Annotated in this window: 17 protein-coding genes; 10 read left to right on the forward strand and 7 right to left on the reverse strand. The window is 33.3% G+C overall.

The features are described 5' to 3' along the window. Positions 1–10 precede the first annotated feature (10 nt). Positions 11–1,240, reverse strand: coding sequence for an HD domain-containing protein (locus tag ACVC43_RS10685; RefSeq protein ID WP_452224509.1), 1,230 nt, complete (start codon positions 1,238–1,240; stop codon positions 11–13). A 38-nt stretch (positions 1,241–1,278) separates the two neighbouring features. On the opposite strand from ACVC43_RS10685, the gene porX reads away from it, so the two are divergent. The 5 genes from porX (at position 1,279) to ACVC43_RS10710 (ending at position 5,875) form a co-directional block, all read left to right on the forward strand. Further along, positions 1,279–2,832: a T9SS response regulator signal transducer PorX gene (gene porX, locus ACVC43_RS10690; protein WP_452224510.1), complete on the forward strand. Its 1,554-nt coding sequence runs from the start codon at positions 1,279–1,281 to the stop codon at positions 2,830–2,832. A 50-nt stretch (positions 2,833–2,882) separates the two neighbouring features. After that, positions 2,883–3,293 carry a tRNA (adenosine(37)-N6)-threonylcarbamoyltransferase complex ATPase subunit type 1 TsaE gene (tsaE, locus tag ACVC43_RS10695; RefSeq protein WP_452224511.1) on the forward strand — a complete coding sequence of 137 codons (411 nt, stop codon included), beginning with the start codon at positions 2,883–2,885 and terminating at the stop codon, positions 3,291–3,293. Between the two features lie 252 nt (positions 3,294–3,545). Continuing rightward, positions 3,546–4,094: a hypothetical protein gene (locus ACVC43_RS10700; protein ID WP_452224512.1), complete on the forward strand. Its 549-nt coding sequence runs from the start codon at positions 3,546–3,548 to the stop codon at positions 4,092–4,094. An 82-nt stretch (positions 4,095–4,176) separates the two neighbouring features. Next, positions 4,177–5,376: an alanine dehydrogenase gene (locus ACVC43_RS10705; RefSeq protein WP_452224513.1), complete on the forward strand. Its 1,200-nt coding sequence runs from the start codon at positions 4,177–4,179 to the stop codon at positions 5,374–5,376. Positions 5,377–5,500: 124 nt separating this feature from the next. Continuing rightward, positions 5,501–5,875 carry a hypothetical protein gene (locus ACVC43_RS10710; RefSeq protein WP_452224514.1) on the forward strand — a complete coding sequence of 125 codons (375 nt, stop codon included), beginning with the start codon at positions 5,501–5,503 and terminating at the stop codon, positions 5,873–5,875. Here ACVC43_RS10710 and ACVC43_RS10715 read toward each other — a convergent pair. Then, positions 5,872–7,044: a proline dehydrogenase family protein gene (locus ACVC43_RS10715; protein ID WP_452224515.1), complete on the reverse strand. Its 1,173-nt coding sequence runs from the start codon at positions 7,042–7,044 to the stop codon at positions 5,872–5,874. The two genes, ACVC43_RS10710 and ACVC43_RS10715, sit on opposite strands and share 4 nt — an antisense overlap. A gap of 92 nt (positions 7,045–7,136) precedes the next feature. Between ACVC43_RS10715 and aroB the strand changes: the two genes are divergently transcribed. Further along, complete coding sequence (gene aroB / locus ACVC43_RS10720; protein WP_452224516.1) at positions 7,137–8,204, forward strand: 3-dehydroquinate synthase; 1,068 nt, start codon at positions 7,137–7,139, stop codon at positions 8,202–8,204. A gap of 71 nt (positions 8,205–8,275) precedes the next feature. Then, complete coding sequence (locus ACVC43_RS10725) at positions 8,276–8,566, forward strand: hypothetical protein (protein ID WP_452224517.1); 291 nt, start codon at positions 8,276–8,278, stop codon at positions 8,564–8,566. Between the two features lie 4 nt (positions 8,567–8,570). Here ACVC43_RS10725 and ACVC43_RS10730 read toward each other — a convergent pair whose 3' ends face one another. From ACVC43_RS10730 to ACVC43_RS10740, 3 genes are all read right to left on the reverse strand, one after another. After that, on the reverse strand, positions 8,571–9,086 hold the full coding sequence (locus ACVC43_RS10730; protein ID WP_452224518.1) for a DinB family protein: 516 nt from the start codon (positions 9,084–9,086) through the stop codon (positions 8,571–8,573). A gap of 74 nt (positions 9,087–9,160) precedes the next feature. Then, a complete protein-coding gene (locus ACVC43_RS10735) occupies positions 9,161–9,640 on the reverse strand; it encodes an Lrp/AsnC family transcriptional regulator (protein WP_452224519.1) in 480 nt (159 codons plus the stop codon). A 71-nt stretch (positions 9,641–9,711) separates the two neighbouring features. Next, a complete protein-coding gene (locus tag ACVC43_RS10740) occupies positions 9,712–10,854 on the reverse strand; it encodes a M14 family metallopeptidase (RefSeq protein WP_452224520.1) in 1,143 nt (380 codons plus the stop codon). Between the two features lie 312 nt (positions 10,855–11,166). Between ACVC43_RS10740 and ACVC43_RS10745 the strand changes: the two genes are divergently transcribed. The 3 genes from ACVC43_RS10745 to ACVC43_RS10755 all read left to right on the forward strand — a co-directional run bounded on the left by ACVC43_RS10745 (position 11,167) and on the right by ACVC43_RS10755 (position 12,890). After that, positions 11,167–11,583 (forward strand): helix-turn-helix domain-containing protein, encoded by a 417-nt coding sequence (locus ACVC43_RS10745; protein WP_452224521.1) that lies wholly within the window; start codon positions 11,167–11,169, stop codon positions 11,581–11,583. A 106-nt stretch (positions 11,584–11,689) separates the two neighbouring features. Continuing rightward, positions 11,690–12,079 (forward strand): DNA topoisomerase IV, encoded by a 390-nt coding sequence (locus ACVC43_RS10750; RefSeq protein ID WP_452224522.1) that lies wholly within the window; start codon positions 11,690–11,692, stop codon positions 12,077–12,079. Between the two features lies 1 nt (position 12,080). Beyond that, positions 12,081–12,890, forward strand: coding sequence for a TerC family protein (locus ACVC43_RS10755; protein ID WP_452224523.1), 810 nt, complete (start codon positions 12,081–12,083; stop codon positions 12,888–12,890). On the opposite strand, the gene ACVC43_RS10760 is transcribed toward ACVC43_RS10755, so the two are convergent. Together ACVC43_RS10760 and ACVC43_RS10765 are read right to left on the reverse strand one after the other, a co-directional pair. Beyond that, positions 12,887–15,562, reverse strand: a complete 2,676-nt coding sequence (locus ACVC43_RS10760) for a DNA gyrase/topoisomerase IV subunit A (protein WP_452224524.1) — start codon at positions 15,560–15,562, stop codon at positions 12,887–12,889. The genes ACVC43_RS10755 and ACVC43_RS10760 overlap by 4 nt on opposite strands. A gap of 76 nt (positions 15,563–15,638) precedes the next feature. Beyond that, positions 15,639–17,498, reverse strand: a complete 1,860-nt coding sequence (locus ACVC43_RS10765) for a DNA topoisomerase IV subunit B (protein WP_452224525.1) — start codon at positions 17,496–17,498, stop codon at positions 15,639–15,641. Positions 17,499–17,525: the final 27 nt, after the last annotated feature.

Below are 17,525 nucleotides of genomic sequence, written 5' to 3' on the forward strand. Positions count from 1 at the left end.
TAGAAAATTATTACAACTTTTGTTTTGGATAACAGATATAATATTTAGTCACCGACTTCGAGAGCGCTTTAAGGTTTAATTGGTCGCTTGCCTTGACGACGTCTTCAATTTTTCCGTTTTTATGTAAAATATTAATACTTTGCGCTTCTCTTGTATAAGCCTGATTGGAAATTTCTCCACTAAACACAAAGTACTCTGCTTCGGTTTCAGAGATTGAGTACTGCTCCATTAAGTCTTTTTTATATGCTGATATCAAGGCGTCTTTAATGGGCTTTTTCTTGATTTTAACCTTCAGTAAATTTCTATTAATAATCATTTCACAAAGGTTTTTCAATATAAAATCTTCTTCATATTGCCATGCTTTCATTGCAGAAACAATATCGAAGTCGTCTAATTTTGAAAACGTCTCAAGACTTTCAGCATTAAAATTTTTAAGCGAAATTTCATGATTTAAAAAATACAATAACGGTTTACTCGCTGGCAACTTTACGCCAGCCTTGGTCAACTCTTTTGCTCGCTTAAGCACCCGAATAAGCAATTGCTCTGCTGCCAAACTTGTTTTGTGCAAATACACCTGCCAATACATTAAGCGTCGGGCTACTAAAAATTTTTCAATACTATAAATACCCTTGTCTTCTACAACTAACTTATCGTCTTTAACATTAAGCATAGTAATTAAACGGTCGCTATTAATGTTCCCTTCTGCAACTCCCGTATAAAAACTATCACGCTTAAGGTAATCTGCCCTATCCATATCTATTTGACTCGAAATAAGTTCACACATAAACTTACGAGGATACTCTCCTTTAAAAATTTGTATCGCCAAAGTTAAATCGTTGTTAAATTCCTTATTTAAAGTTTCCATAAAAAGCATAGAAATATGCTCGTGAGAGATACCATTAACGATGCTGTGTTCCATGGCATGAGAAAATGGACCATGCCCAATGTCGTGTAATAATATAGCTATGTAAAGTGCGTTTTTTTCTTCATCTGAAATGTCAACACCCTTAAAACGTAGCACTTGCACAGCTTTTTGCATTAAATGCATGCAGCCTATTGCGTGATGAAAACGCGTGTGGTGAGCTCCTGGATATACCAAATAGCTCATACCCATTTGAGTAATGCGACGGAGTCTCTGGAAATATCGATGTTCTATTAAATCGAAAATTAACGAATTTGGGATAGTAATAAATCCGTAAATTGGGTCGTTTAATATTTTAAGTTTGTTACTTTTTTGCAAACTGATGATTTTTCAATGATTTATATAAACAAATATACATGGATAAAATAAAAATACTTTGGGTTGACGATGAAATAGATTTACTAAAACCACATATTATGTTTTTAGAGCAGAAAAACTATACCGTTACCAAATGCAATAGTGGTACCGAAGCGCTCGAAATATTAGATAATGATAAATTTGACATTGTTTTTTTAGATGAAAATATGCCTGGATTAACTGGCTTAGAAACCTTGAACGGTATTAAAGAAAAGCAAGACACACTTCCTGTGGTTATGATAACCAAAAGTGAGGAAGAATATATTATGGAAGAAGCCATAGGCAATAAGATTGCAGATTACCTTATTAAACCGGTTAATCCAAACCAAATCCTGTTAAGCCTTAAAAAGAACTTAGATCACTCACGTTTGGTTTCAGAAAAAACAACGTCTAATTACCAGCAGGAATTTAGAAAGATTGCTATGGATATGGCGATGGTAAATAGTTACGAGGAATGGGTTACACTTTACCAAAAGCTAATTTACTGGGAAATGCAGTTAGAAAATATTGAAGATTCTGGCATGTTCGAGATTTTAGAATCACAAAAAAACGAAGCGAATATTCAGTTTGGTAAGTTTATAGATAAACATTACCCTACTTGGTTCGAGCCTAATGTAGATGCACCAACCTTATCTCATAACTTATTTAAAGATAAAGTGGTTCCAGAATTAAGCAAAGAGCAACCTACTCTTTTAGTGGTGGTTGATAATTTGCGTTACGACCAATGGAAAGCTTTCGAACCCTTTGTCACCAACCATTATAAGAAAGAGAGCGAAACGCCCTTTTTTAGTATATTACCAACGGCTACGCAGTATGCCAGAAATGCTATTTTCTCTGGGTTAATGCCAAGTGACATGGAAAAAATGCATCCGGAGTTTTGGAAAAACGATACCGATGAAGGCGGCAAAAACATGCACGAAGACGATTTTTTAAACGCCCAAATGAAGCGTTTAGGACTTACAAACTACAAGCATGAATATTACAAAATAACCAATCTTAAATCTGGAAAAAAATTAGCCGAAAACTTTAGGGGCTTAAAGGATAACGATTTAACTGTTGTGGTTTATAATTTTGTAGATATGCTCTCGCATTCTAAAACAGAAATGGATGTTGTAAAGGAATTGGCGTCTAACGACAAAGCTTATCGCTCACTTACGCAGAGTTGGTTTAAAAACTCACCTCTGCTCGAAATGATACAACAGGCACAACAAATGGGTTTTAAACTCATTCTTACTACAGATCATGGTACAATTAATGTAAAAAACCCATCGAAAGTAATTGGCGACAGAGATACAAGTTTAAATTTACGCTATAAAACAGGACGCAGTTTAAGCTACGAAGATAAAGATGTGTTGGCTGCTAAAGACCCAAAGTCTATTCATTTACCCTCACTTTCTATGAATAGCTCTTTTATTTTTGCTAAAAGCGATTTGTTTTTTGCCTATCCAAACAACTACAACCATTATGTTAGTTACTATAGAAACACCTACCAGCATGGTGGCGTTTCTTTAGAGGAGATGATTATTCCTTTTGTAGTTTTAAACCCAAAATAAAATGAATTTGTTTTTTTAATTTAAGTTTTTAGTTTTACCTCATGCTTAAAATGGAATACGCTTTAAACGAAATTGATGCCGTTGCAATACAAATACTAGAGCATGCAACCTCTAAAGTATTTCTATTTAATGCTGAAATGGGAGCTGGTAAAACCACACTTATTAAAGCATTAGTAAAAGCATTGGGTTGTAAGGATGTGGTTAGTAGCCCAACCTTTTCTTTGGTAAATGAATACGAAACTGAAAAAATAAAAATCTATCATTTCGATTTATATCGTGTAGAAACCGAAGATGAGCTATACGATTTTGGCATAGAAGAGTATTTAAATACGGATGCCTATTTATTTATTGAATGGCCAGAATTAGTAAACAATATGTTAACTGATTTTGAAACTATTAAAATAGAACAAAAAGAAAATAACTCAAGACAATTAAAAATGTACTCAAACAAAAAAAAATAACACTTTTTTATGTTACTAAAATGTGTATTTTTACCCGAAGTACGGTTTTTACCGTACTGAAAAAAGCTGAAAATGCTTTTTTTAACATAATTTTAACATTTAGAGTGTAATACGGTTAAGGATTTATCTAATTTAGAGTAATTAATTAATTTAAATCCCTAACAATTATGAAAACAAAAAAGTATGTAATCGCACTAGCGATTTTCGGAGGTGTACTATTCACCGCAAATGCAACTAACATTATTAATTTAGATGACCAACAAAAAACTGAAATCGACGGAAGAAAAGTCAAAGTTCCGAAGCACGGTTAATAGAAAAAAAACAATTATATTAGGTAGTTTTACTGCAACAATTATTGGTATTACACCTTATTTGTTTTACACATACGAAGGTGTTCCAGAAACTAAAATCTGGAACACTTTTTTATTTACATATGATAGTGAGGTTTATCAAGATGCACATATGGTCGCTTGGACTTTATGTGGTAAGCTAACACCCCTTCTGCTTTTACTGATTTGGTTCTTTACATGTCGCCACTGGTGGTATCATGCTATTTTGATTCCAATAATAATGTATATCTATCAAATAATAGGTTTTATTTCTTCGGATACAGGTTTTTTTGATGAATTTCAGCTTATGCATTTAGTTCCATTTATGGCTGTTATACTGCCTTCAATATACTTAATAAGAGCTAGGATTTTTGATAGACTAAACTCTATAGATAAAACAACCCAAGAACTAGAAGATGAATTAATGCTTAAACCAAAAAATCTTTGGCAAAAGATTAAGCAGTTTTTTTAGTCGTATTTATTAATACCGTATAATACTTGTAAATTTGCTATTTATTCGTAATTTAATTCCTAAATAAAACGAACCACAAACAATGGCAAAATCCATTACTCCTTTTTCTAAGGCACAACTTTTACCACAAGAAGAAAAATTAGAAATTTTAAAGCAAAAAAGCTCTCTATTTATAGGCATACCTAAGGAAACGGCGTTTCAGGAAAAACGTGTTTGTTTAACGCCAGATGCGGTTTCGGCGATTGTAAATAACGGACATCGTGTTTTAATAGAATCTGGAGCTGGCAAAGGTTCGAAGTTTAGCGATAAAGATTACAGCGAAAATGGCGCCGAAATAACTAACGATGTTGCCAAAGTATACAGTTGCCCAATGATTTTAAAAGTAGAACCACCTACTTTAGAGGAACTTAAATTAATTAATCCGCAAACAATTTTAATTTCTGCGCTTCAACTAAAAACACAGTCTAAAAAATATTTCGAAACACTTGCCAATAAACGGATTACAGCCTTGGCTTTCGAGTTTATTCGCGACGAAGATGGTGCTTATCCTGCGGTGCGTGCCTTAAGTGAAATTGCAGGGACAGCTTCGGTATTAATTGCCTCGGAATTACTAAGTAACACAAGTGATGGAAACGGATTAATGTTTGGTAATATAAGTGGTGTACCTCCTGTAGAAGTAGTCATTTTAGGCGCTGGAACCGTAGGCGAATTTGCAGCAAGAAGCGCTATAGGATTGGGAGCTAATGTCAAAATTTTCGATAATTCTATTACCAAATTACGCTGTGTGCAAACCAACTTAGGCAGAACACTTTACACCTCTACTATTCAACCTAAATATTTAAATAAAGCATTAAAGCGCTGTGATGTAGTTATTGGCGCTGTTAGAGGTAAAGATCGTGCTCCAGTTATTATTACCGAGGCTATGGTGGAGCAAATGAAAAAAGGATCGGTTATTATAGATGTGAGTATTGACATGGGTGGTTGTTTTGAAACCAGTGAAATTACCTCGCACAAACACCCAACGTTCGAAAAACATGGTGTTATCCATTATTGCGTGCCCAACATTCCCGCTCGATATTCGCGTACTGCCTCTGCTTCTATTAGCAACATTTTCACACCTTATTTGCTTAAAATTGCCGAAGATGGTGGCTTAGAACATTCGCTGCGTATGGATCGCGGACTCAAAAACGGACTCTACTTCTATCATGGTATATTAACCAGTCGTGCCGTTGGTGAGTGGTTCGATTTAAGTTATAACGACATTAATCTCCTTATTTTTTAATAAAATAATTAGTTTAAATATCTCTGTTATTAACCAGTTATATTTCCGAATTTTGCAAAATAAATAATGTTTTCGTTACTGCCCAACAAGCAAGTAGGTTCACGGAAACAAAAATTAATTTTCAATGAGTTTACTTAAAAGATTTGGCTACTATTTTGGCGGTTTTGCTATTGGTTTAGTGATTTTAGCCTTTTTTTTAAACGGAAAAAAAGTGTCTTGCGATTATGGGCCAGATGCCAGAGTTTTAAAGAATATAAACTCTAAAACATTAGTATATTCTACAGAAGCTGAAGCTTTTATAGCTTCAAAAAATATAGATACGACCCAGATAAATTACATTTTATATAAAGGCGATATAAATTTTTCTAAAAGTGATAGTAGAAAAACGCCTTGCGGCACTTATTTTGTTGAAGGCGAAATTAACGACAAAGACACAGGATTAACAATTGAAAACTGTGAAAAAATTGCTACCATACAATCTGTAGAATTTATAGACTAAGCCTTTCTGCGCTGTCGTTCTTTTTTAATTAAAGCTAATTCTCTACTTGTTTGTCCCGCAACCGAGGTGTTTTCTTCGGCTCGACGTATAAGATATGGCATCACATCTTTAACTGGGCCAAAAGGTAAATATTTAGCAACGTTATAGCCATTATTAGCTAAATTAAAGCTAATATGATCACTCATACCATACAGTTGGCCAAACCACACACGATTATCATCTTTTTTAATAGCTAAGGTTTCCATTAAATCCATTGCCAAATAAGTGCTTTCCTCGTTGTGAGTGCCAATAAATATCGACATATCTTCCAGGTTTTCTAAAACATAACGCTGGCAGTTGTTAAAATTATCGTCGGTTGTTTTTTTGTCTTTGCAAATTGGCGATTCATAACCTTTTTCTTCGGCTCTTTCACGCTCTTTTTCCATATAAGCACCTCTTACTATTTTAAAGCCTAATTTATAGCCTTTAGCTTTTGCCCGCTTATGCGAAGCTTTTAAAAAATCTAACCTGTCCCAACGGTAAGTTTGTAAGGTGTTATAAACGTAGGGCACCTCTTTATTATATAACGCCATCATTTGCTCTATTAACTCATCTGCGGCATCCTGCATCCAGCTTTCTTCGGCATCAATTAGCACTTCTACATCTTTAGATTTTGCCAAGCTGCATAACATATTAAATCGCGCTATGATTCTATTCCATTCCTCATTTTCTTCAGCAGTAAACGCTTTGCCTTCTCCCTTTTTTTGAAACAATGCAAAACGCCCTAAGCCAGTAGGTTTAAAAACCACAATTGGCATGGCTTCTTTTTTGTCTGAAAACTCTATAATTTTAGCTAAACGTGCTGTTGCATCATCAAATTGATTTTCTGATGCTTTACCCTCTACCGAGTAGTCTAAAACAGAACACACACCTGCAGTAAACATTTTATCAATCGCTGGTAAACAATCTTCTTCGTTTACACCGCCACAAAAATGATCGAAAACAGTTGCTCTAATTAATCCTTCTACAGGCAGTTTTGCTTTTAAAGCAAAATTAGTCGCAGCAGTACCTATACGAACCAATGGCTCGTTTGCAATCATTTTAAATAAAAAGTAAGCACGTTCTAATTCAGAATCACTTTTTAAAGCGAAAGCGACCTCTGTATTATCAAAGATTTTATTGGATGTCATTTAAACCAGAAAATTATTTGAACAAATATAAATTAACTAAATTATAATTCTTTAAAAACTCCTTACTTTTACATTTCAATAAAATTATTTTAATGACTTCAATTAACACTCAAGATTATACCATTTATTTCAATGATGATGGCTACAAAGCTATAAATGAGCATTTAAAACCTAAAAAATATTCAAAAGTGTTTATTCTTTGCGATAGCAATACAAATATAGATTGCCTGCCAACTTTTTTGTCCCATATCGACACAGATGTTACTTACGATATTTTAGAAATCGATCCTGGAGAAGAACAAAAAAATCTCGACATCTGCTTAGGCCTGTGGGAAACCCTGTCTGAATATGGTGCAGATAGAAAAAGTGTAATGATTAATGTTGGTGGTGGTGTTGTAACAGATTTAGGCGGCTTTGTGGCTTCTACGTTTAAGCGTGGGATAGATTTTATTAATATACCAACCAGCTTATTAGGCATGGTAGATGCATCAATTGGTGGCAAAACAGGAATAGATTTAGGGCATCTTAAAAACCAAATTGGAGTAATAAACACACCAGAACTTATAATTGTTGATACTTCTTTTTTAAATACTCTACCACAATTAGAGATGCGTTCTGGTTTAGCCGAAATGCTCAAACATGGATTGATTTTCGATGAAGATTACTGGAATAGACTACAGGATTTGTCTAAATCTTCAATTGAAGATTTAGACACCTTAATTTACGAGTCTATAATTATAAAGAAGACTATTGTAGAGCAAGATCCAACAGAGCAAGGCTTACGTAAGACTCTAAATTACGGCCACACACTCGGTCATGCCATAGAATCTTATTTTATGGAAAGTGAAGACAAAGAGCGCTTATTGCATGGAGAAGCCATCGCTATTGGCATTATTTTAGCCAATTATCTTTCGACAGTATATTGCGGCTTTTCTAAAGAGAAGAATAACGAGATTAAACGAATAATTAAAGCTATTTATGGGCATGTAGCATTAAATGAAACAGACTACGCTGCTATTACAAATCTTTTAAAACACGATAAAAAGAACGAGAATGGCAATGTATATTTTGTGTTACTCGAAGCAATTGGGAAGCCAAAAACTAACTGTATAGTCGACGACGAAAGCATAATTGAAGCTTTTAAATTTTATAGTGTTTAACTTTAAATAAAAATTTGTAATTTTATAAATAGCTTACTAAACATAATCACTAACCTTAAAACCAAAGTGTTATGCGCAGAGTCATTGTAGATTATAAAAAACTAACTCCAAACGTGTTAACTTTACTCACTGAGAAATTTCCAGATGGTTATGGAGATGATGACATCGTGGTTTTCGACAACCATCGAAACGAAACCATTGAAGCTGTAGAAGTTAAAACCGAAGACACTATTTACCTGGTTAAAATTGGCAGTAAATTGCATTATACCATGGCTAATTTTGCAGATGCAGACGATTTGGTGTTAAATGAAGATGGTCATATTTTAATTGAAGAATCCTTTAGCAACGACGAAGAAGAATAAGCAGTTAAAGATAACGTTTCTTTATCACTTCGCAATGGTGCTTTTCGTGTCCTGCAATTAAAAAACCTAAAGCACGAACAGAAACTTCTCCGCCTCCTGCTTTACCTGTACGCTTTAAAATTGTGCTATCAAAAGTATTAAAAAGTTTAATGGTTGCTTGTCGTAATAGCACATACTCCTCTAATAAATCGTTAAAATCTCTATTATTAGCAAAGCTTTCTATAACATAGTCATCCTGTTCAAAACCAGGGACAGGAGTATTATCGTTTCTTGCAAAACGCAACGCGCGATAAGCAAAAACACGTTCTGAATCGATTAAATGATTTACAATTTCTTTTATAGTCCATTTACCTTCTTCGTATCTATATTCTAATTTGTCTTGATCGATGGATTTTAAAAATTTGGTGGTGGTTTCTAAACCTTCGGTTAAACCATCCACGAGAATTAAATCGCCAAGTTGATTGATGTAAGGTTGAAAATAAGGTATATATTCTGTATCTGATAAATCTGAAACTCTCATAGTTTATAAAATTAAGTCCAAAAAAAAGTCCTTTAGCAAGATAACCAAAGGACTTTTAAATAGTATAAGTTTTTTTACAAAGAATTAAAAATATCGTGCATTAAACGTTTTTTGTCGTTAATGCTTTCTTCTAAAGAAATCATGGTTTCTGTTCTGTAAACTCCCTCAATTTCATCCAACATGAAGATTATATTTTTAGCGTGCTCAGTATTTCTGGCTCTAATTTTACAGAATATATTAAATTTCCCAGTAGTTACGTGTGCTACAGTAACGAATGGGATTTCATTAATGCGCTCTAATACAAAGGTTGTTTGCGATGTATTTTGAAGAAAAACACCTACATAAGCTATAAAAGAATACCCTAATTTTTTATAGTCTAAAGTTAAAGAAGAACCTTTTATAATGCCTGCATCTTCCATTTTTTTCACTCTAACATGAACCGTTCCTGCAGATATAAGTAATTTTTTTGCGATATCTGTAAAAGGTACTCTGGTATTATCAATCAACATATCTAATATTTGGTGATCAATTTCGTCTAATTTAAATTTTGCCATTTGTCTGATTTCATTAAATAATAATCAAAAATAATACATTTTTAATGAATTATCCATATCAAAAATACATATTAACTAATATTTAATGAAAATTTTACATTTTTAATGACAACGAAAAGGTTTTCGTAACCTACTTTCAATATCCCATTATCCTCACCGAAAACCTCGTTATTATTGGCTTCGAGATAGTTGTGAGCATAAAAATTAAATAATTTCTCGATTTTTTCAATTTTGGGCACAAAATGTATCTTATTATTAACTAATTGTTCTTGATATTGAATTGCCACATCTACTATTTCGTTTTCAACAAGTGCATTTTTAATAATAATATCATAAAACATTTTTTTATTCTCAGGGATTAACAAATAAGCTTTGTAATCTTCCTTATCGACAGCATTATTAGCAATGGTGTTCAAGGCAACGATGTAAGATTGAAATATTAACCTTCTCACTTCTTCTCTATCGTAATCATTAGCGTAGTGTCCAGCTTCAAATAGAACGGTTGGCACATTTAAACTCTGAAAAGTATCACCAACACAATTAATATTAAAAGCATCATCGTAAACACCAACTTGCTTTGGTATCTCGTTTTGAAGCATATTGTTCATTTTAACAATAACAGACATGGCAATCTTTCTGTTTTCCGTAATGGTGCAACCTTCGTCTTGGGCTGGCGATAAAAAAGACAACGTAGCAGGTTTATTAGTGTTTCCTGCACTAAAAATGGTGCGTTGTCCATGAAGATTAAAGGAATAATGCGGTTTAAAAGCTTTAAAAACATTAGCCAACACCTTGCTTTCGGGTTGTGTTAACGCTTGCGCATCACGATTTAAATCTATTTTATTGGCATTTAAGCGCGTATACGCCTTGGCTCCATCGGGATTTAGAATAGGAATAATACAAATAACACAGTTTTTTAAAAGGAATTCTGCCTTAGGATTTTCAGAAAGAAAGTTTAACAAATCGAAAACAGCCTTGGTTGTTGTCGATTCATTACCGTGCATTTGCGACCACATTAATATTCTTTTTTCTCCAGAGCCAATTTTTACGCTATGAATATCTGCTCCCAAAACCGATTGCCCAATAACTTCAATTTTAAATTTACTGGCATGTTTTTTTAACAGTGGCTTAATAGATTCATTGTTAATGTAACGCCCAAAAAGAGTCGTTTCTTTATGTGTTTCAAATATGTTTTTTAATTCTGTATTTATCATATAAATTTTATGTGTTACAAATGTAAACAATATCTATTTTACAATTGTAAACAGTAGTTGTTACAAATGTAATTTACAAGTGTAACCAAATTTTAAAAAAGTATAGCAATTGATGCAGCTTCAGCTTCGTTAAAATTAACAAAAATAAAAACTTACACCTAAATTATTCTTTTTCAGATATTTAAAATATATCATATAAAGTTTTAATTTAATTATTTTCGATTGTTTAATGGGATAATTCACTCCTTTTATTTGTTAAATATACAATTGTAAACATAAATATTGAAATCAATTGTTTACATTTGTATCGCAATGATAAACAACGAAGAATTTACCAAAAGACTGAAAAAAGTCATCGATTATTACGGAGAAACCGCCTCTTCTTTTGCCGAAAAAATTGGTGTGCAACGCTCTAGTATTTCTCATATATTATCTGGCAGAAATAAACCAAGTTTAGAATTTGTATTAAAAGTACTCTCCTCTTTTCCCGAAGTAGAATTATATTGGCTCATGAATGGGAAAGGAAATTTTCCTTCGGAAAAAACTGCAGACAAAAAAAATATAGTATCACCAAGTTTGGAAAAAGCAAATTTGTTTTCTGAACAGAAAATTGAAAATACTTTTGCTAAAACTCCCGAAATAAAAAATAGTGCTTCAAATCAAAAAAAAGAAATTGACCGTATTATTATTTTTTACAAAGACGGTAGTTTTTCAAATTTTGAAAATTAGACACTCACTTCAAGAAAATTTTGAATACGCGATTCTAAGAGATTATGAAAAAAGCACATTTTTGATCGTTTCATTTTGTAATTTTGTTTTAAAGTAAACCGTCAAAATGAAAAAACTCATCTTTCTCTTCTTCTCTATTTTTATTTTTAGTTGTCAGCAACCGGAAAGAAGTTGTAAAGATTATAAAACTGGTTTTTTTGAATTTAGTTATAATGACAATGGCATAGAAAAGACCGGTTATATTTTAAGAGACAATAAACTCCAGATTGAAACCTACGATAATAAAATAGATTCGTCTGAAGTAAGATGGATTAATGATTGTGAGGTGATTTTTAAAACCATTAACCCTAAACGCATGGTAGATAAAAATGATATTCATTTAAAAATACTATCGACAACAGATTCTACTTATACGTTTGAATATTCTTATGTAGGTAAATCGAATAAACAAAAAGGAATTGCTAAAACAGCTGAACTAATTAAAAGCACTAAATAATATGCTGGATTTTCTATTAACATCGGATGCTATTTTTGCGCTACTAACACTAACGTTTTTAGAGATAATACTTGGCATAGACAATATTATATTTATTTCTATTGCTGCAAATAAGCTTCCTGAAAATCAGCGTAAAAAAGCAACCAATATTGGGCTAGTGCTAGCCATGGTGCAACGTGTTGTCTTATTATTTTTCGTATCTTTTTTAATAGGTTTATCTAAACCTTTTTATACTATTGAAACCAGCTGGTTAACTATAGATTTAACCTGGCAAAGTATTATTCTTTTTGCAGGTGGTTTATTTTTAATATATAAAAGTACTTCTGAAATTAGAGAAAAAGTTGAAACTCCACAACATGACGAGAATACGGTGAAAAGTAAAGTTATTAAGTCTTTACAGCAAGCACTGGTGCAAATTTTAATTATTGATTTTATATTCTCTATAGATTCTATTTTAACTGCAGTAGGGATGACAAATGGATTGAGTGAGAACCATAATCATAATTTAGTTTTAATGATTATTGCTGTAGTTATTTCTATAGCTGTAATGATTGGTTTTGCAAATAAAATTAGATTATTTATAGAGCGACACCCAAGTATTCAGGTTTTAGCTTTGGCGTTTTTAATTTTAATAGGATTTATGTTAATTACAGAAGCTGCGCATTTAAGTGAAGCTACCTTTTTTGGTAAAAAAGTAGGTGCAATACCTAAAGGCTATTTATACTTTGCCATTGCTTTCTCGTTGTTTATAGAGTTTTTAAACCATAAGATTAGTAATCCAAAGAAAAAGAAACGAAGCGAGAATCTTTAAAACAATTTCGCTTGTCCGCTATCATCTACATCTGCATCCTTATCGTTTAAGTTCGTGTCTTTATTAGCGGTAGATTGTGAGTCATCATCTTTTGTGCTTTCAGCAGATACTTCGGTTTCACCTATAACTTCCATATCTTCTGCGTGTACTTCTTCGGGAGCTTCGTAAGGTAATGGTGTTAATAAACTAACCTGATTGACTTTGTGTTTTGTAAGCTGATTTCCTAATGCCGAAATACCTTTAATGGCAATAAAATCTTCGATATTTATTTCTTCGTTCTCACGTCTGTCTTTACCACGTTCTTTTGCAAAGACTATTTCTGCTATTGGTCTCCAATCTGTAGAAACAATCTCTAATTGGGAGTTTGGATGGTCTGAAATAAAAGATTCTTCTTTATCTTCATTTTCAATAAGGAAACGTTTTACATAGTATTTTTCCTTTTCACCATCAAAATAAATTGCGGAAATTGGTTTTTTAGGCAACCATTTTTCCATAACAATCATATCATCATCAAAATGAAGGGTTACTTCTGGTGTTACGGTTTTGGCTATTCCTTTTTGATTAATGATTAACAGTTTATCTTCTCCTCTAAATTCGCCAACCAATTCGCCACGACCATCTACATTTAAGCGCTGTACAGCATCATCAAACCATAGTTTTCTTGGTTTTAATGTAGACACACCTTCCTCTTTTAATTCTATTTTTTTAATAGCATATTTAGTAACTACATTCCCTTTACTATTACGACCTTTTATTAGAATATCTGCAAAATCGACATCCCACTTTAGTTTTTTAATACTACCAACCTGACGCAAGAAAATTGAAATAACCTCAGCCTCTCCATTCGGGTTTGCAGAAAAATACCAAAGTTTAGACCCTTTACTTCCATTGGTTAAATCGTACTCTTTATCACGAGTCATCGATGTAACAGCAAAACGCTTAATATAACTTGCGCCTTTGGCACCATCACGATATACCATATTGTAAATAGTCCGTTTGTCTTTCTTTTTAAAGACTGCTACATGAATAATATCTTTACCAATAAAGGTTTTAGAGTCTACTTTAGTTACCATCATTTTACCGTCTCCGGTAAAGGCAATAATATCATCAATATCACTACAATCGCAAACATATTCGTCACGACGCAGCGAGGTTCCTATAAAACCTTCTGCTCTGTTAACGTAAAGTTTTGTGTTTCTAATTATTACTTTAGTTGCGTCGACATCTTCGAAAGTACGTATTTCGGTTTTACGTTCTCTACCTTCACCATATTCCTTTTTTAATCTTGTAAAATATGCAATAGCGTAATCTATTAAATGTGCTAAATGATGTTTTACTTCAGCTATTTGCTCTTCTAAAGCATCAATTTTTTGCTGTGCTTTATCAATATCAAATTTAGAAATACGCTTGATTCTAATTTCGGTTAAACGTGTAATGTCTTCAACCGTAATTGCACGCTTTAAATGTTTAATATGTGGCTTAAGTCCTAAATCTATAGCGTTAATAACACCTTCCCAGGTTTCTTCTTCTTCAATATCGCGATAAATTCTATTTTCTATAAAAATACGCTCTAAACTGGCAAAGTGCCATTGTTCTTCTAATTCGCCAAGTTTAATTTCAAGCTCTTGCTTAAGTAATTGTACGGTATTATCTGTAGAACGACGTAACATTTCGGTTACACCAACAAACAACGGTTTGTTATCTTCAATAACACAACCCAAAGGCGAAATTGAACTTTCACAACTTGTAAAAGCATATAAGGCATCTATGGTTTTGTCTGGCGATAAGCCAGATGGTAAATGAATTAATATCTCTACCTCTGCAGCAGTATTATCTTCAATTTTTTTAATTTTAATTTTCCCTTTGTCGTTGGCTTTTAAAATGGAGTCGATAAGTGATGACGTGGTCGTACCAAAAGGAATTTCGGTAATTGCCAATGTGTTTTTATCTTGTTGTAAAATTTTGGCTCTTACACGCACTTTTCCACCACGTAAACCATCTTTATAATCTGAAAAATCTGCAATTCCAGCTGTTGGAAAGTCTGGCAAAATAGTAAAACGCTTCCCTTGTAAATGCTTAACTGAAGCATCTATTAATTCTATAAAGTTATGAGGTAATATTTTGGTTGATAAACCTACTGCAATACCTTCGCCACCTTGCGCTAATAAAAGCGGAAACATGACAGGCAAATTTACTGGTTCCTTACGTCTGCCATCATAACTGGCTTGCCATTCTGTAATTTTAGGATTGAAAACAACATCTAATCCAAATTTAGAGATGCGCGCTTCAATATAACGAGATGCTGCTGCGCGATCTCCTGTTAATATATTTCCCCAGTTTCCTTGAGTGTCAATTAGTAAATCCTTCTGGCCAATTTGTACCATGGCATCTGCAATACTGGCATCGCCATGTGGATGATACTGCATGGTGTGACCCACAATGTTTGCTACTTTATTGTAGCGACCGTCGTCGAGATCCTTCATAGAATGCATGATACGACGCTGTACAGGCTTAAAGCCATCCTCAATCGCTGGTACGGCACGTTCTAAAATTACATACGAAGCATAATCTAAAAACCACTCTTTGTACATTCCAGTAATTCTGGTAATGGTTTCTTGTGGTTCTTGGTTTTCTAAATTTTCGTTTGTTAGGTCGTCGTTTTCTTCTATCATATTACCTATTCCTGCGGAGGCAGGAATCTATTTTTCTTTTAGTGGATTCGGCATCAAGTGCAGAATAACAAATGGTTTATTTTTCTTCCTCAATTAAATCCAATTCCACTTTCAAATTATCTATTATAAATTCTTGTCGTGTTGGCGTGTTTTTCCCCATATAAAATGATAATAATTCTTCAATAGACATATTATCATCAAGCATAACAGGGTCTAAACGAATATCGTCGCCAATAAAATGAACAAATTCATCTGGCGAAATTTCACCCAAACCTTTAAATCGTGTAATTTCAGGTTTCGGCTTTAGTTTTTCTATAGCGTCACGACGTTCCTCTTCAGAATAACAATAAATGGTTTCTTTTTTATTTCTAACACGGAATAATGGCGTTTGTAAAATATACAAGTGCCCTTCCTTTATTACTTCTGGAAAAAACTGAAGAAAAAAAGTAATTAACAACAGGCGAATGTGCATACCATCTACATCGGCATCTGTTGCGATTACTACATTATTATAACGTAAATCTTCGAGTGATTCTTCTATATTTAATGCGGCTTGTAAGAGGTTGAACTCTTCGTTTTCGTAAACTATTTTTTTTGTTAGTCCGTAGCTGTTTAAAGGTTTTCCTTTTAAACTAAATACAGCCTGTGTATTAACATCGCGAGACTTTGTGATACTTCCTGAAGCGGAATCTCCCTCTGTAATAAACAGCGTTGTCTCGAGATTTCTTTCGTTTTTTGTATCGCCAAAATGCACACGACAATCGCGTAATTTTTTGTTATGTAAACTTGCCTTTTTGGCTCTGTCTTTTGCTAATTTTCTTATACCTGAAAGTTCTTTACGCTCGCGTTCTGCCTGAAGAATTTTACGTTGAATTTTCTCAGCTGTATCTGGATTTTTATGTAAATAATTATCTAAATATGTTTTTAAAAAATCGTTAATATAAGTTCTTACCGTTGGCAAATCGCCTCCCATATCTGTAGAACCTAATTTTGTTTTAGTCTGGCTCTCGAAAACTGGTTCCATAACTTTAATTGCAATAGCAGACACTACAGATTTTCTAATATCTGATGCATCGTACTGCTTACCAAAAAAATCGCGAATTGTTTTTACTAAAGCCTCACGAAAGGCATTTAAATGCGTACCGCCTTGTGTAGTGTTTTGCCCATTTACAAAACTATTGTATTCTTCGCTATACTGCGTTTTACTATGCGTTAATGCTACTTCGATATCGTCACCTCTAAGGTGAATGATTGGGTATAGCAAGTCGGTTTCTGCAATTTTTTCAGCTAAAAGATCTTTTAAGCCGTTTTCACTAAAATACTTTTCGCCATTAAAAACTATGGTTAAACCTGGATTAAGGTACACATAGTTTTTAAGCATTTTTACTACGTATTCGCTTCGGTATTTATAGTTTTTAAAAATTATGTCGTCTGGTATAAAGGAGACTTTTGTTCCTTTTCTTCGGCTTGTTTCTTCTAATAACTCTTGATCGATAAGGTTTCCTTGTTCAAAATCTGCAGAGGCACTTTTACCGTCTCGCGAGGATTCTACCCTAAAATAAGATGATAATGCGTTAACAGCTTTGGTACCAACACCATTTAATCCCACTGATTTTTTAAAGGCTTTAGAGTCGTACTTTCCGCCTGTATTCATTTTAGATACAACATCTACAACTTTTCCTAACGGTATACCACGACCATAATCACGAACGATTACTTTTGAGCCTTGTATAGAAATTTCTATGGTCTTACCTGCTCCCATAACAAATTCATCTATAGAGTTGTCAAGTACCTCTTTTAAAAGAATGTAAATACCATCGTCTGGGGAAGAACCGTCGCCTAATTTACCAATATACATTCCCGGACGCATACGAATATGCTCTTTCCAATCTAGCGAGCGTATATTATCTTCGGTATATTTGGTTTGTTCAGACATAGAGTTGAGTAAAATTTCGTGATAGGT

It is taken from the genome of Lacinutrix chionoecetis (assembly GCF_053604665.1).

Bases quoted from the DNA above. Each gene is read 5' to 3' on its own strand.
- ACVC43_RS10725 (WP_452224517.1), top strand. From the start codon at position 8,276: ATGCGCAGAGTCATTGTAGATTATAAAAAACTAACTCCAAACGTGTTA.
- ACVC43_RS10700 (WP_452224512.1), top strand. From the start codon at position 3,546: ATGACCAACAAAAAACTGAAATCGACGGAAGAAAAGTCAAAGTTCCGA.
- ACVC43_RS10745 (WP_452224521.1), top strand. From the start codon at position 11,167: ATGATAAACAACGAAGAATTTACCAAAAGACTGAAAAAAGTCATCGAT.
- ACVC43_RS10760 (WP_452224524.1), bottom strand. From the start codon at position 15,562: ATGATAGAAGAAAACGACGACCTAACAAACGAAAATTTAGAAAACCAA.
- porX (WP_452224510.1), top strand. From the start codon at position 1,279: ATGGATAAAATAAAAATACTTTGGGTTGACGATGAAATAGATTTACTA.
- ACVC43_RS10755 (WP_452224523.1), top strand. From the start codon at position 12,081: ATGCTGGATTTTCTATTAACATCGGATGCTATTTTTGCGCTACTAACA.
- ACVC43_RS10710 (WP_452224514.1), top strand. From the start codon at position 5,501: ATGAGTTTACTTAAAAGATTTGGCTACTATTTTGGCGGTTTTGCTATT.
- tsaE (WP_452224511.1), top strand. From the start codon at position 2,883: ATGGAATACGCTTTAAACGAAATTGATGCCGTTGCAATACAAATACTA.
- ACVC43_RS10715 (WP_452224515.1), bottom strand. From the start codon at position 7,044: ATGACATCCAATAAAATCTTTGATAATACAGAGGTCGCTTTCGCTTTA.
- ACVC43_RS10750 (WP_452224522.1), top strand. From the start codon at position 11,690: ATGAAAAAACTCATCTTTCTCTTCTTCTCTATTTTTATTTTTAGTTGT.
- ACVC43_RS10765 (WP_452224525.1), bottom strand. From the start codon at position 17,498: ATGTCTGAACAAACCAAATATACCGAAGATAATATACGCTCGCTAGAT.
- ACVC43_RS10730 (WP_452224518.1), bottom strand. From the start codon at position 9,086: ATGAGAGTTTCAGATTTATCAGATACAGAATATATACCTTATTTTCAA.
- ACVC43_RS10740 (WP_452224520.1), bottom strand. From the start codon at position 10,854: ATGATAAATACAGAATTAAAAAACATATTTGAAACACATAAAGAAACG.
- ACVC43_RS10705 (WP_452224513.1), top strand. From the start codon at position 4,177: ATGGCAAAATCCATTACTCCTTTTTCTAAGGCACAACTTTTACCACAA.
- ACVC43_RS10735 (WP_452224519.1), bottom strand. From the start codon at position 9,640: ATGGCAAAATTTAAATTAGACGAAATTGATCACCAAATATTAGATATG.
- aroB (WP_452224516.1), top strand. From the start codon at position 7,137: ATGACTTCAATTAACACTCAAGATTATACCATTTATTTCAATGATGAT.